This is a genomic window from Neorhizobium alkalisoli (assembly GCF_002968635.1).
Classification (GTDB): domain Bacteria; phylum Pseudomonadota; class Alphaproteobacteria; order Rhizobiales; family Rhizobiaceae; genus Neorhizobium; species Neorhizobium alkalisoli.
Map to the genome: position 1 here is coordinate 322,863 of NZ_PVBN01000001.1, position 15,073 is coordinate 337,935.

General features: G+C 60.2%; 12 protein-coding genes. 7 read left to right on the plus strand and 5 right to left on the minus strand.

What is annotated here, in order from left to right; translation table 11 throughout:
• The first annotated feature begins 8 nt into the window (after positions 1 to 8).
• The 7 genes from folD to C5L13_RS01600 all read left to right on the plus strand — a co-directional run bounded on the left by folD (position 9) and on the right by C5L13_RS01600 (position 8,013).
• Positions 9 to 908 (plus strand): bifunctional methylenetetrahydrofolate dehydrogenase/methenyltetrahydrofolate cyclohydrolase FolD, encoded by a 900-nt coding sequence (gene folD / locus C5L13_RS01570; protein ID WP_105381503.1) that lies wholly within the window; start codon positions 9 to 11, stop codon positions 906 to 908.
• 142 nt (positions 909 to 1,050) lie between these two features.
• Positions 1,051 to 2,412: an ABC transporter substrate-binding protein gene (locus tag C5L13_RS01575; RefSeq protein WP_105381504.1), complete on the plus strand. Its 1,362-nt coding sequence runs from the start codon at positions 1,051 to 1,053 to the stop codon at positions 2,410 to 2,412.
• Positions 2,413 to 2,503: 91 nt separating this feature from the next.
• Entirely contained in the window at positions 2,504 to 3,517 is a 1,014-nt protein-coding gene (locus C5L13_RS01580) for a carbohydrate ABC transporter permease (protein WP_105382030.1), read from the plus strand.
• 1 nt (position 3,518) lies between these two features.
• Positions 3,519 to 4,679, plus strand: coding sequence for a carbohydrate ABC transporter permease (locus C5L13_RS01585; RefSeq protein WP_105381505.1), 1,161 nt, complete (start codon positions 3,519 to 3,521; stop codon positions 4,677 to 4,679).
• Between the two features lie 36 nt (positions 4,680 to 4,715).
• Positions 4,716 to 6,371: a beta-galactosidase BglA gene (gene bglA / locus C5L13_RS01590; RefSeq protein WP_105381506.1), complete on the plus strand. Its 1,656-nt coding sequence runs from the start codon at positions 4,716 to 4,718 to the stop codon at positions 6,369 to 6,371.
• An 18-nt stretch (positions 6,372 to 6,389) separates the two neighbouring features.
• The gene (locus C5L13_RS01595) at positions 6,390 to 7,478 is read left to right on the plus strand and encodes an ABC transporter ATP-binding protein (protein WP_105381507.1); all 1,089 of its coding nucleotides are present in this window, start codon (positions 6,390 to 6,392) and stop codon (positions 7,476 to 7,478) included.
• Positions 7,479 to 7,656: 178 nt separating this feature from the next.
• On the plus strand, positions 7,657 to 8,013 hold the full coding sequence (locus C5L13_RS01600) for a hypothetical protein (RefSeq protein ID WP_162711464.1): 357 nt from the start codon (positions 7,657 to 7,659) through the stop codon (positions 8,011 to 8,013).
• Positions 8,014 to 8,058: 45 nt separating this feature from the next.
• On the opposite strand, the gene edd is transcribed toward C5L13_RS01600, so the two are convergent.
• From edd to C5L13_RS01625, 5 genes are all read right to left on the minus strand, one after another.
• Entirely contained in the window at positions 8,059 to 9,876 is a 1,818-nt protein-coding gene (edd, locus tag C5L13_RS01605; RefSeq protein WP_105381509.1) for a phosphogluconate dehydratase, read from the minus strand.
• Positions 9,877 to 9,957: 81 nt separating this feature from the next.
• Positions 9,958 to 10,656, minus strand: a complete 699-nt coding sequence (gene pgl / locus C5L13_RS01610; protein ID WP_105381510.1) for a 6-phosphogluconolactonase — start codon at positions 10,654 to 10,656, stop codon at positions 9,958 to 9,960.
• Positions 10,657 to 10,679: 23 nt separating this feature from the next.
• Positions 10,680 to 12,152, minus strand: a complete 1,473-nt coding sequence (zwf, locus tag C5L13_RS01615; protein ID WP_105381511.1) for a glucose-6-phosphate dehydrogenase — start codon at positions 12,150 to 12,152, stop codon at positions 10,680 to 10,682.
• A 102-nt stretch (positions 12,153 to 12,254) separates the two neighbouring features.
• Complete coding sequence (locus C5L13_RS01620; RefSeq protein ID WP_105381512.1) at positions 12,255 to 13,544, minus strand: NAD(P)/FAD-dependent oxidoreductase; 1,290 nt, start codon at positions 13,542 to 13,544, stop codon at positions 12,255 to 12,257.
• Positions 13,545 to 13,555: 11 nt separating this feature from the next.
• On the minus strand, positions 13,556 to 14,995 hold the full coding sequence (locus C5L13_RS01625) for a glutamine synthetase family protein (protein WP_105381513.1): 1,440 nt from the start codon (positions 14,993 to 14,995) through the stop codon (positions 13,556 to 13,558).
• Positions 14,996 to 15,073: the final 78 nt, after the last annotated feature.

Genomic DNA, 15,073 nt, shown 5'->3' on the forward strand with positions numbered 1-15,073 from the left:
GTTGACGCGTGGCTGTAGTGATCGATGGCAAAGAGGCGGCGGCATCCGTGATTGCAGCCGTAACCGAGGCGGCCGCTTCTCTTGAGAGGGAAACGGGCGTCAAGCCGGGTCTAGCGGTCGTCATCGTAGGCAACGATCCGGCGAGCCATGCCTATGTGAATTCCAAGAGCAAGATGGCCAAGCAGTGCGGGTTCAATTCGATCCAGCACAGCCTTGCTGAAGAGACAACGCAGGAAGAGCTTGAAGAGCTCGTCGCTGGCTTGAATGCCGATCCGGCTGTCCACGGTATTCTCGTGCAGCTTCCTCTGCCGAAACATCTGAAGGCGGAACCGGTGATCCTCTCGATTTCGCCGGAAAAGGACGTTGACGGACTGCATGTCGTCAATGCCGGCAAGATCGCGACCGGCGACCTGGAAACTGGTCTCATTTCCTGCACCCCGGCTGGCGCAATGCTGCTCGTCAATCGCATCCACGGCCGCGATCTTTCGGGCCTCAACGCCGTGGTCATCGGCCGCTCCAACCTTTTCGGCAAGCCGATGGGCCTGTTGCTGCTCGCCGCCAACGCGACCGTAACCATGGCGCATTCCAAGACGAAAGATCTCGCCTCCGTCTGCCGCAACGCCGATATCCTCGTCGCGGCCGTGGGACGACCGCAGATGGTGAAGGCGGATTGGGTGAAGCCCGGCGCAACCGTCATAGACGTCGGTATCAACCGCGTGCCCGCCCCGGACAAGGGTGAGGGAAAGACCCGTCTTGTTGGGGACGTCTCGTATGCGGATACGGCAGACATCGCCGGCGCCATCACGCCCGTACCGGGCGGTGTCGGTCCTATGACCATCGCCATGCTGATGGCCAACACGGTGGTCGCGGCCTATCGCACTGCCGGAAAAACCGCTCCCAGATTCTAATCGATTTAGATATAAGCTTTCCAATATTCTGGATGCCGCGACCGGAGGGGTTGACTCCTCAGCAAGAGCGTTAAATCTCTCTCAATGTTTTGGAACTCCCGGCTGGGTAGAAAAAACGCCGGGACAATGGGAGGGTGATTTCATGAAGACTTCATTTTGGATAGGCACCGCACTCGCGGTGGTTCTCGCCGGCAGCGCGGTCGCCCAGGAACTCAAGTTTGCGCCGGGCCAGGACGCGCGCTTCAACTGGAAGAGCTACGAAGACTTCAAGGCGGCGAATGGGAATCTCAAGGGGCAGAACCTGACGCTTTTCGGTCCGTGGCGCGGTGAGGACGAGGTGCTCTTCAACAGCGTTCTCGCTTTTTTCAATGCGGCGACTGGCATCAACGGCCGTTATTCTTCTTCCGAAAACTACGAGCAGCAGATCGTCATCGATACGCAGGCCGGCTCCCCGCCGAACATCGCCATCATTCCGCAGCCCGGCCTTCTGGCTGATCTGGCCACCAAGGGGTTCCTGACGCCGCTCGGCCAGGAGAACTCCGACTGGGTCAAGACCAACTACGGCTCGGGCGAGGACTGGATCCGCTACGGCACCTACAAGGGCAAGGACGGAAAGGAGGCTTATTTTGGCTTCCCGTTCAAGGCCGATTTCAAATCCATGGTGTGGTACGTGCCCGAGAACTTCGAGGAGGCGGGGTATGAGGTTCCGAAGACCATGGAGGAGCTGATCAAGCTCAGCGACCAGATCGTCGAGGACGGCGGCGTTCCGTGGTGCATCGGTCTCGGCTCCGGAGGCGCAACGGGTTGGCCTGCAACCGACTGGGTTGAAGACATGATGCTGCGCACCCAGACCCCGGAAACCTATGACAAGTGGGTAAGCAACGAGATCAAGTTTGACGATCCGGCTGTAGTGGGCGCGATCGAGGAATTCGGCAAATTCGCCAAGAATGCCAGATATGTCAGCGGTGGAGTTGCAGCCGTTTCCTCCACCGACTTCCGCGACAGCCCGAAAGGCCTCTTCGGCATTCCACCGAAGTGCTACCTGCATCACCAGGCATCCTTCGTGCCGTCCTTCTTTCCGCCGGATACGAAACTCGGCACCGATGCCGACTTCTTCTACCTGCCCACCTATGCTTCGAAGCCCGAGCTGGGAACGCCGGTCCTCGGCGCCGGCACGATGTTTGCCATCACCAAGGATTCTCCAGCCGCCAAGGCATTCATCGAGTTCTTGAAGACGCCGATTGCCCATGAGGTCTGGATGGCGCAATCATCGTTCCTGACGCCGTTCAAGGGCGCCAGTCCGGATGCTTACGCCAACGAGGTCATGAAGAAGCAGGGTGAGCTTCTGACCACCGCGACGACCTTCCGCTTCGACGCCTCCGACCTGATGCCAGGCAAGATCGGCGCTGGCGCGTTCTGGACCGGCATGGTCGATTATGTCGGCGGCAAGGATGCCAAGACGGTCGCAACCGACATTCAGAAGGCCTGGGACGGCCTGAAGTAACCCGTCGCGCATGATCCACACTTCGCCGCGCCGGCTCTTCGGCGCGGTGTCTGCAGAAAAATCCGGAAAAATCGGTGAAAAGGGGAGAGGCATGATATCGCAGGTCGTTTCAGCCGTCGGCGTTGTGATCGCCGGCGTTTTCGTCTGTGCCTTGTATTACTGGCTCTCCGACAAAATCCTGCAAGTCGTTTTCCCCGTGCCGGTGGACAATGTCCACGCCGCCTCGGTCAATCTCAACCGGCGGGCCATGATACGCCCCTGGCTGTTCCTGGCGCCGGCCCTCATCCTGCTGGTCGTCTATCTGGTCTATCCGGTTGTCGCGACGTTCATCCTGTCCTTCCACGACCGGTCGGGCGGAAATTTCGTGGGCCTCTCGAACTATCGCTGGGCCATCCAGGACGCGCAGTTCCGCCAGTCAATCTTCAACAATATATTGTGGCTTGCGGTGGTACCGGCGGCCTGCACCTTCTTCGGCCTCGTCATCGCCGTGCTGACCGATCGCATCTGGTGGGGCAATCTGGCCAAGAGCCTGATTTTCATGCCGATGGCGATCTCCTTCGTAGGCGCCTCCGTCATCTGGAAATTCATCTACGAATATCGCGGCGGCAGCGATACCCAGATCGGTCTTTTGAACGCTATCGTGCAGTTCTTCGGCGGTGATCCGCAGGTATGGATCTCGCTGCCCTTCTGGAACAACTTCTTCCTCATGGCGATCCTGATCTGGATACAGACCGGTTTCGCCATGGTCATCCTGTCTGCCGCACTTCGTGGTATCCCCGAGGAGACGATCGAGGCCGCGGTCATCGACGGCGCCAGCGGATGGCAGATTTTCTGGAAGATCATGGTGCCGCAGATCTGGGGCACGATTGCCGTGGTCTGGACGACGATCACCATTCTCGTCCTGAAAGTCTTCGACATCGTGCTGACCATGACCAACGGCCAGTGGAACACCATGGTCCTGGCGAACCTGATGTTCGACTGGATGTTCCGCGGCGGCGGTGACAGCGGGCGAAGCGCGGTGATCGCGCTCGTCATCATGGCGGCCGTAACGCCGATCATGATCTGGAACATCCGCCAGGCGAACAAGGAAATGGGAGGTCATTGAGATGAACGCTGCCTCAAGCCTCCGCCGCATCGGGCTACCGCGCCTTATCGTCCATCTGTCCGTCCTGGTGATCTGCATCATCTGGCTTATCCCGACGCTCGGCATTCTCGTCACCTCCTTCCGTGATGCGGGTCAGATTTCCGCATCGGGCTGGTGGACGGCGTTTACCGGCGCGGCCGAGACGAGCGCCGCCCGGCTTGGCGAGCCGTCCACGGCAAAACAGGAGGGGACGAATTACGTCATCTCCGGCTCGGTCTTCGAACAGGGTCGGAGCGGAGCGGTGCGGGCCTTCGGCACGCGCGTCGCGGCGCCCACGGAATTTCAAGTGGGGCAGGCGGCCGACCTCGGAGAGGGTGAGACGCTGACGATCAACGAGGACGGCAGCTACGTCTATACGAAGAACGCTCCCTTTGGCGGCGAGCGTGGAAAGCGCGTCTATCTCTCCGTTGCGGCGCCGCCTTCATTTACCCTCGACAACTACCGGACCGTGCTGACCTCGCAGGGCATCGGCCAGTCTTTCGTCAATTCGTTGACGGTCGCGATCCCCGCGACCATCATCCCGATCCTGATCTCCGCCTTTGCCGCCTATGCGCTCTCCTGGATGGAGTTTCCCGGGCGCGCCCTGATCATCGCCATGGTGGTGGGGCTGATCGTCGTACCCCTGCAGATGTCGCTCATTCCGCTTCTGAGGATGTATAACGAGATCGGCAACTTGTTCGGCGTGCCGTCACGCAGTTATGCGGGCATATGGCTGGCCCATTCGGCGTTCGGGATGCCGCTCGCGATCTACCTTCTGCGCAACTACATCGCAGGCTTGCCGAGGGAGATCATCGAATCCGCCCGCGTGGATGGCGCGAGCGACTTCGAGATATTCGTGAAGATCATTCTGCCGCTATCATTCCCGGCTTTGGCATCCTTCTCCATCTTCCAGTTCCTGTGGACATGGAACGACCTTCTAGTCGCGATGGTCTTCCTCGGTACGGGCAAGGATCAGCTTGTCCTGACCGGCGCGCTCAATGCGCTGTTGGGTTCCATGGGTGGAAAGTGGGAAATCCTCACCGCCTCTGCCTTCATCACGATTGTCGTGCCGATTATCGTCTTTTTTGCACTTCAACGGTATCTCGTCCGCGGATTGCTTGCCGGCTCTGTCAAGGGCGGCTGAGCCGCGGCTTAAATTGTGTCAACTACAGGATATTGAATGATCATTTCGCACGAAAAACCCGCGGAGCTGGACAAGGATTGGTGGCGTGGGGCGGTCATCTATCAGATTTATCCGCGGTCCTTCCAGGATTCGAACGGTGACGGCATCGGTGACCTGAAGGGTATCACCGCCCGTCTGCCGCATGTCGCAGCGCTTGGTGCGGATGCGATCTGGATATCGCCGTTCTTCCCGTCGCCGATGAGGGACTTCGGCTACGACGTCTCGAACTACACCGATGTCGATCCGATGTTCGGCTCGCTCTCGGATTTCGACGGTCTGATCTCGGAAGCCCATCGGCTTGGCATCAAGGTGATGATCGACCTTGTGATGTCGCACAGCTCCGATCAGCATCCCTGGTTCATCGAGAGCCGCTCGAGCCGGTTCAATCCCAAGGCCGATTGGTACGTCTGGGCCGATGCAAGACCCGATGGAACGCCGCCGAACAACTGGCTGTCGATCTTCGGCGGATCCGCATGGGCCTGGGATCCGACGCGCATGCAGTATTACATGCACAACTTCCTGACCTCGCAGCCGGACCTCAACCTTCACAATCCGGAAGTGCAGGATGCGCTGCTGGACATGACCCGGTTCTGGCTGCTGCGCGGCGTCGATGGATTCCGGCTCGACACGATCAATTTCTATTTCCACGACAAGGAACTGCGCGACAACCCGGCGCTTGATCCGTCGCGGCGCAACGCCTCCACTGCACCGGCGGTGAACCCTTATAACTTCCAGGAGCATGTCTACGACAAGAACCGGCCAGAGAACCTGGAGTTCCTGAGGCGATTCCGGGCCGTGCTTGACGAGTTCCCGGCGATTGCTGCCGTCGGCGAGGTCGGCGACAGTCAACGGGGCCTCGAGATCGTGGGCGAATATACGTCCGGCACCGACAAGATGCAGATGTGCTACGCGTTCGAGTTCCTGGCACCCGATCCGCTGACGCCTGCGCGTGTCGCGGAGGTGCAGAACGCCTTTTCGGTCGCCGCGCCGGATGGTTGGGCCTGCTGGGCCTTTTCGAACCACGACGTCGTGCGTCACGTCAGCCGCTGGGGCCACGACCTTCTTGACCGTGACGGCTATGCAAGGATGTCGGCTGCGATCCTCATGACGCAACGCGGCTCGGTCTGCATCTACCAGGGTGAGGAGCTCGGCCTCACCGAGGCGGATATCGCCTATGCCGATCTGCAAGACCCCTACGGCATTCAGTTCTGGCCGGAATTCAAGGGACGGGATGGTTGCCGCACTCCCATGGTTTGGGATGCACAGGCGCTGCAGGCGGGATTTTCGACTGCCGAGAGGACCTGGCTGCCTATCCCGGTCGAACATCAGCTTCGCGCGGTAGGTGCCCAATATGGCGACCCGGCTTCCGTGCTGGAGCAGTACCGCCGCTTCCTGGTTTTCCGCAAGCAGCATCCGGCCTTTGCGAAGGGCGATATCGCCTTCCTGCCCGAGGATGGCACGGTACTCGGCTACAAACGGCAATACGGCAACGAGACCGTGCTTTGCCTGTTCAACATGAGCCCGAGCGAGACCTCGACAGAATTGCCTGTGGGCGATTGGGAGGTCTTGACGGGGCATGGCTTCGAAAACGGCCTCGAAGGCCGACGCGTGGAACTACCGGCCTGGGGGGCGTTCTTCGCCCGTCACGCCTAACGAAAACGGGAGGGAAACATGGCTGGTGTCGTGCTTAAGGATATCCGCAAGGCCTATGGTCAGGTGAAGGTGCTGCACGGCATCGACCTGGACATCAAGCAGGGCGAGTTCGTGGTTTTCGTTGGCCCTTCGGGCTGCGGAAAATCCACGTTGTTGCGGATGATCTCCGGTCTCGAGAGCATCACCGGCGGCGAGATGCATATCGACGGTCAGCTGGTGAACGAGGTCCCGCCCTCGCGCCGTGGCATCGCCATGGTTTTCCAGTCCTATGCGCTTTATCCGCACATGACGGTCTACGACAACATGGCCTTCGGCATGCGAATCGCCAAGGAGAGCAAGCAGGAGATCGACCGCCGCGTCCGCTCGGCAGCCGAAATCCTGCAGCTCACGCCCTATCTCGACCGGTTGCCGAAAGCGCTTTCGGGCGGGCAGCGGCAGCGTGTGGCGATCGGCCGGGCCATCTGCCGCAATCCGAAAGTCTTCCTGTTCGACGAGCCGCTCTCCAACCTCGACGCCGCACTTCGGGTGGCGACCCGTATCGAGATCGCCAAACTCAACGAAGCGATGCCCGATACGACGATGATCTACGTCACGCACGACCAGGTGGAGGCGATGACGCTTGCAGACCGCATCGTTGTGCTCTCGGCCGGACGTATCGAACAGGTGGGGGCACCGCTCGAACTTTACGAGCGTCCCCACAACCTCTTCGTTGCACGCTTCATCGGCTCGCCGGCGATGAATATCATTCCCGCGACGATAACGGAGACCGGCGAGACCACTGCCGTATCGCTGAGGGGAGGTAAATTGGTGCGCCTCCCGATCGCAACTGCGGCAACTGAAAAGGGCAAGGCTGCAAGCTTCGGCGTGCGCCCTGAGGATCTTTCGATCGCGACCGGCGAAGAATATCTTTTCGAAGGGCAGGTCTCGATCGTCGAAGCTCTGGGCGAAGTAACATTGCTTTACATTGAGGGCCTTGCCGATCAGGAACCGATTATCGCCAAGATTCCCGGCATTCTCGGCGCCAAGAAGGGGCACGCCATGCGCTTTGCCGCCGACCCTGCGAAGCTGCACCTTTTTGACGCAGAAGGTAAGACCTATCGGAAATAGAAGATAATCCGCTGTTTACTATGAATCAGCGAGCGTTGTTCGGAATTGTTCCGAATTGAGACTTCAAAACGCTCTGTTAAATTTCGCCGGCTAGCCTTCTTCTCATAAACGAAGGAGGGATGTCGTGAGCGCGGCTCCAAAAAACAAAAATCACTTTTTGAGCAAGGAAGAGTCTTTCATGTACGACCGGGAAGCCCGGTTTAAGATGGAAGACACCATGAATGCGGCGCGCATCGAATATACGGAAAAGGGCGTGATGAACATGGCGCAGCGCCGCTGCGACGTGTTGCGCATTTCCCAGAGCAGCGCTGTTATCGGTATCCTGACCCAGTACAACCTGCCCCAGCAGTTTTATCTCGATATTCCGGATGCCCGGATTTCGAAGGTCGGCTGCCTGCTGATGCGCACCAATGCCAACAACACGATCGAAGTCCGCTTCCTGCGTCTTCTGACACAGAAGGAAATGGACCGGATTTTCGTGTTCTCGACGCATCCCAACCATCGCGACCGGACGCTCGACATCCGGTCCTGGTGAAAGCCGGACGTTTCTTACAGGGCGGCCTCAAGCCGCCCTTTCCATTTATGCAAACACACTTGCACCCTGGTCCGCATGGCCGACATTGCGGCGGAAGGCGGAAAAGAGCTCTCGGCCCATGCCGAACTCGTTGTCGGAAAGGTCGACGACGGCAGGTGCCCGCGCTGCAAATTCGGCGGCATCCACCAGCACTTCCAGCGTACCGGCGACAGCATCGAGCCGAACGATGTCCCCATCCTTGATCTTGGCGATCGCCCCGCCATCCGAGGCTTCGGGCGTAATATGGATCGCCGCCGGCACCTTGCCCGAGGCACCTGACATGCGCCCGTCAGTCACCAGCGCCACCTTGAAACCACGGTCCTGCAACACGCCGAGAGGGGGCGTAAGGCGATGGAGCTCCGGCATGCCGTTGGCTTTCGGGCCCTGGAAGCGGACGACGGCGATAAAATCCTTGTTGAGCTCACCGCGCTTGAAGGCGTCCTGCAGCTCCTGCTGACCGTTGAACACGACAGCCGGTGCTTCGACGATATGGCGCTCCGGCTTTACGGCGGAAATCTTGATGACGGCCTTGCCGAGATTGCCGGTCAGCATCTTCAGTCCGCCCGTGGACTGGAACGGTGTCTCTATCGCCGACAGGACCTTCTTGTCCCCACTCTCCTCCGGTACCGGTTCCCGCACCACCTGGCCCTGTGCATCGAGCTTTGCTTCGACGGTATAAGCCTCGAGACCGTGGCCGAAGACGGTGCGGACGTCGTCATGCAGCAAGCCCTGCTTCAGGAGTTGCTTGATGAGGAAACCCATGCCTCCGGCGGCGTGGAAGTGGTTCACGTCTGCCAGGCCATTCGGATAGACGCGCGCGAGCAGGGGAACGACATCCGAGAGGTCGGAGATGTCCTGCCAGGTCAGATGAATGCCGGCAGCGCGCGCCATGGCGACGAGATGGAGCGTGTGGTTTGTCGAGCCGCCCGTGGCATGCAGGCCAACGACGCCGTTGACCACCGAGCGCTCGTCGATCATCTCGCCGGCTGGCGTGAATTCGTTGCCGAGGGCGGTGATGGCGAGTGCTCGCTTGGCGGCTTCGCGGGTCAATGCTTCGCGCAGCGGCGTACCCGGATTGACGAAGGAAGCCCCGGGCAGATGGAAGCCCATGATCTCCATCAGCATCTGGTTGGAATTCGCTGTGCCGTAGAAAGTACAGGTACCGGGGCCATGGTAGGATTTGGACTCGGCATTGAGAAGCTCTGCGCGGCCGACCTTGCCTTCCGCATAGAGCTGCCGGATGCGCGACTTCTCGTCGTTCGGCAGACCTGAAGTCATCGGGCCTGCCGGGATGAAGACGGAAGGCAGGTGGCCGAAGCTCAAGGCTGCGATCACCAGGCCGGGTACGATCTTGTCGCAGATGCCGAGGAAGACCGCCGCATCGAACATGTTGTGTGAAAGACCGATGCCGGCCGCCATGGCGATCGCATCGCGTGAGAACAGCGACAATTCCATGCCCGGCTGCCCTTGCGTAACGCCGTCGCACATGGCCGGCACGCCGCCCGCGACCTGCGCGATGCCGCTTGCCTCCCGCGCCGCTTCCCGGATGATCGACGGGAAGGTCTCGTAGGGCTGGTGGGCGGACAGCATGTCGTTATAGGCGGTGATGATGCCGAGATTTGGAATAACATCTCCTGCGAGCGCCTCCTTCTCGGCGGGGGAACAGACCGCAAAACCGTGGGCGAGATTGCCGCAGGAAAGCGTCGATCTGTGCGGGCCTCGCGATGCCGCCCTCCGGACGCGGTCGAGATAGGCTTCACGATGGGGCTTTGATCGCTCTACGATGCGGGCTGTGATAGCCTCGATGCTGGAATGCGCAGCCATGGGTCTTGTCCTCATCCGTCAACCCCGGCTTGGGAGTGGCGAAAGCCGACCGGGATTGCTCATGTTGAAAATCCTGCGCCTTTATGGCGCCCAGTAGATCTCTAGCGGCGACGCGGCGCGATTGAGCACGGCGCGGATCGGCATCTCCGCTTCGTCGGAACCGGCTTTCGCCTTTTCAAGCACGTCCCGTTTGCTCTCGCCTTCTATATGCAGGGCGAGAAAACGCGCGTCCGAAAGGCTTGCGAAAGAGAAAGTCAACCGCTCTTCGCCAGCGCCTTCCGCCTCCATGGTCAGGACACCGCGAGAGCCGGAAAGATCGAGCGCTTTCGTGAGATTGTTGCCGTGCGGGAAGAACGAGGCCGTGTGGCCGTCGGTTCCCATGCCGAGGATGGCGACATCGAAAGGATTGCCGATGTCCGCCGTCCTTTCCGTTGCCGCAACCGCAGCTTCGTCGATCGACGGGCGGTCATAATAGAGCGGGATGAATTTCGCCGCTGCGGCCTTTTCCTTCATGAGGTGCGTCGCGACTAGAAGGTGGTTGGAACGCGGATTGTCGGCCGGTACGAAACGCTCGTCGACCAGAGTCACCGTTACCTTGCTCCAATCGATATCGTGCGCCGACAGCGTCTCGAAGAATTTCTTCGGCGTGGAGCCGCCCGAGACCGCGATGGACGCGCTCCCCCGTTCGCGGATCCCAGCGGCAAGGCGTGCCGCAACCTCGTCCGCCAGGGCGGCAGCAAGCGTTGCGGCATCGGGAAATTCATGCAGGTTTGCGGTCATTGCCCGTCTCGCCCTTCCTATCGTCAGCCTTCGTGCCAGGTGCGGTGATCTCGTTCGATCAACGCAATCGCTTGGCTCGGTCCCCAGGTGCCTGCAGTATAACCCTGCACCTGCTGGCCGGTCGCTTCCCAACCTTTGAGAATCGGATCGACCCAACGCCATGCGGCTTCCACTTCGTCGCGTCGCATGAACAGGGTCTGGTTGGAGCGGATCGTATCCATCAGGAGCCGTTCATAGGCATCCGGGTTGCGGACGGCGAATGCTTCCGCAAAGCTCATGTCGAGCGAAACTTCGCGAAGCCGCATTCCGCCAGGACCCGGGTCCTTAATCATCAGCGATTGCTTTACCCCTTCGTCCGGCTGCAGGCGAATGATGAGCTGGTTCGCGGCAATCCGGCCCGCGGCATTGTCGAAGATATTGTGCGGGATCGGCTTGAAAGTGATGACGATCTCGGAGACGCGGCTCGCGAGCCGCTTGCCGGTGCGGATATAGAAGGGAACGCCGGCCCAGCGCCAGTTGCCAATCTCGGCCTTGATGGCCACGAATGTCTCGGTATTGGAGACGCCGCCCTCCAGCTCGTCGAGATAGCCCTTGACCGGGCCTCCGGCCGAAGCACCCGCGCGGTACTGACCTCTAACGGTAAACTGCTCGACATTGGCTTCGGTGATCGGCTTCAGCGCCCGCAGCACCTTGAGCTTTTCGTCGCGCACAGACTCCGAATTCATCGAGGAAGGGACTTCCATGGCGACAAGGCAGAGAAGCTGCAGGATATGGTTCTGGACCATGTCGCGCAGCGCGCCGGCGGTATCGTAATAGCCGGCCCGGCCTTCAAGCCCGACGGCCTCCGCAACCGTGATCTGTACGTGGTCGATATGCTCGGCATTCCATAGCGGCTCGTAGAGCGCGTTAGCGAAGCGCAGCGCCATCAGGTTCTGCACCGTCTCCTTGCCGAGATAGTGATCGATGCGGAAGATCTGCTCTTCGCGGAAAACCTTGCCGATCGTATCGTTGAGTTCCAGCGCCGAGGCAAGATCGCGGCCGATAGGCTTTTCCACGACGATGCGGGTGGCCTTCGTGATCAGCTTGTGATCGCGGATTTTTTCGGAAATTGCTCCGAAGATGCCGGGCGCAACGGCGAGATAGAAGATGCGCACGCGCTCTTTGCCGTCGTCGATGAGTTTCTTGAGCGTATCCCAGCCCTGATCCGACTTCGCATCGATCGAGACGTAGTAGAGCCGCTCGCAGAATTTCTGGACCTCGGCCTCGTCGTATTCGCCCTTCTTGAGGTGTTCCTTGAGCGCGTCCTGAGCAAATTTCCGATAGTCTTCGTGCGAAAGGTTGCTGCGGGAAGCGCCGATGATGCGGGTCGGCTCGGTAAACTGGCCTTCCACCTGCCGGTGATAAAGGGCCGGCAGGAGCTTGCGCTCCGCAAGGTCGCCGGTTCCGCCGAACACGATACAATCAAAGGCTTCGACTGGGATGATCTGGCTGCTCATCTCTGTTCTTTCGTCCTGGATGGTTGGGGGCATACTTAATCTAATCGATTTAAAAAGGCTAGCCCGAATTGATGTTGAGGACCACGTAGGGTCGCTTGCTTGTCAGAGCCTGTCGCGCAGCGCAAACCACGTTAAGGCCAGGAAAAGCAATGGCGTTCGCATATGACGCCCGCCGGGGAAGGCGGGAACATCCAGTGCGGCAAGTTGATCCAGCTCGGTCGCTTTGCCGGAAATCATCTCTGCATAGAGCTTGCCACAATAGTTTGACAGCATGACGCCATGACCGGAATAACCGCCGATCGAGGTGACGCCGGGCATGACTTCCCGCACGAAGGGCTGGCGCGGCATGGTGATCCCCACATTGCCGCCCCAAGCATGCGTAATCGCAACGTTTTTCAGGCTCGGATAGGTCGCGACGATCTGCTGGCGGATGGCCTCCGCGGTATTTTTCGGATCGCGGGAGGAATAAACCTCGCGCCCGCCGAAGAGGAGACGATTGTCGCGCGACTTGCGGAAATAGCGCACGACGAATCGCGAATCGGCTACGGCCTCCCCGCCTGAAATGATCGTCGGAAAATCATCGAGCGGTTCGGTGGCGGCGATGAAGGAGCCGATCGGCATGATATGCGCGGCGGTCGTGGGCTCCAGCTCGCCGATATAGGCATTCGTGGCGATCAGCACCCGATCGGCCGTCAACGTTCCGGACGGCGTGTCTATCTTGATCTTGCCACCGCCCTGCCGAATGGCCGTCGCCTTTGTCATTTCGTGGATTTGGGCACCGGCCGCCTTGGCGACACCCGCAAGACCGATCAGCAGCTTTAGCGGGTGAATATGGCCGGTGCCCATATCCCGGACGCCGCAGTAATAATCCCCGGTGCCGAGCCGTCCGGCAGTTTCCTTGGCGTCCATGAACGAGATATGGGGATAGCCGTAACGCTCCGCGGCAATCTCGGCATTCGCGCGATATTCCCTCTCGTGTCCCGGCTTGTGGGCGACATTCATCTGTCCCGGCATGTAATCCATGTCGATGCCGTGAACATCAGCAAAATCGAGAAGATGGCGCTTGGCATGCTCCGCCATATCGAAGAGCGCCTTCGAGCGTTCGTAGCCCAAATCCTTCTCGAGTTCCTCCGGCCACCAGCGCTGGCCGGTGCCCATCTGCCCGCCATTGCGTCCGGAAGCGCCGTCGCCGAGGCGATATGCCTCGATCAGGGCGGTAGAAATACCGCTCCTGGCGAGGTTGTAGGCGGCTTGAAGCCCGGTATAGCCGCCGCCGATGATCGCGACATCGACCGCCTTCGACCCGTCGAGTGCCGGATAGGCCGGCCGCTCCCCAACGGTTGCCTGATACCAGGAAACACCCGGCGCTATCGGGCTCTGCCATTCATCCAAAACACGAGCCCTCACACGTTGAGAAGCAGGAATTCCCGCTCCCACGGGCTGATGACCTGCATAAAGGTCTCGAATTCCCCACGCTTCACGCCCGCATAGAGGCCTATGAATTCAGGGCTGAAGACTTGTGCGAGCGCCGGTTCGGATTCGAGCAGCGAGAGGGCTTCGAGCAGGCCGCGCGGCAGCTCGATCGAACCTTCGTTGGCGGTATCTTCCGTTGGTGGTGCCGGTTCGATCTTGTTCATGATGCCGAGCAGGCCGCAGCCGAGCGACGCCGCGAGAGCGAGATAGGGATTGGCGTCCGAGCTCGGCAGCCGGTTTTCGACACGGCGGGCGGCGGCATCGGACACCGGAACGCGGAAGGCGGTGGTGCGGTTGTCGTAACCCCAGGCATTGTTGACCGGGGCAGACATATCAGGCGTCAGTCGGCGATAGGAATTGACGTAAGGCGCCATCATGACGAGCGCCTTGGGCACATAGGTTTGCATGCCGCCGATGAAATGGAAGAACTCTCGCGAGGCCGAGCCGTCGGGGTTGGAAAAGACGTTCTTGCCGGTGTTAATGTCCACCACGGACTGGTGAATGTGCATCGCCGAGCCTGCCTGGCCCTGCATCGGCTTGGCCATGAAAGTGGCGTAGATGCCATGCTTCAACGCCGCTTCGCGGATCGTTCGCTTGAACATGAAGACCTGGTCGGCGAGCTCGATCGGATCGCCGTGGCGCAGGTTGATCTCGAGCTGGGCCGGACCTTCCTCGTGAATGAGAGTGTCGATCTCCAGCCCCTGCTTTTCGGAGAAGTGGTAGATATCGTCGATCAGCTCGTCGAATTCGTTGATGCCGGCGATCGAATAGCCCTGGCCGCCGAGGATCGAGCGCCCGGACCGGCCTTTCGGCGGGTGCAAGGGGTAGTCGGGGTCGTCGTTCTTGGCGACGAGATAGAATTCGATTTCCGGTGCCACGACGGGTTTCCAGCCGCGTTCTCCGTAAAGCCCGACGATGTTCTTCAACACGTTGCGTGGCGTATAGGCTACCGCTTTGCCATTCGTATCGACGATGTCGCAGATCACCTGAGCAGTCGGGTCGGTTTCCCAGGGGACGACGGACAGGGTGGAAAGATCAGGCATCAGCTTGAGGTCGCTGTCCCGCGGCTCGTAACGGAAAGTGCCGGTTTCCTCGGGATATTCACCTGAGATCGTGTGCCGGTAGAGAGCGGAAGGCAGGGCGAGCGATGTGTTCGACGTGAATTTCGAAGATGGCATCATCTTGCCGCGCGGAACGCCGGCCAGATCGGGCGTGATGCATTCGACATCCTCGATCCCCCGCGCCCTCAGCCACGCGGTGGCCTCCCGCCAGTCCGCCACGCCTCGAAGGGAGGTGAGCGTCGGTTGGGCAGCGGCTGCTTTGAGCACGGTGCCGGTTGCGGGGGCGGGATTGGCTTTTTTGCGCGGCATGACACACCGGAGTGAGGTTGATCGGAGTTCCCATCATAACTACGGATTGGCGCTTGGCGAGGGGGCCTCATTGACTTT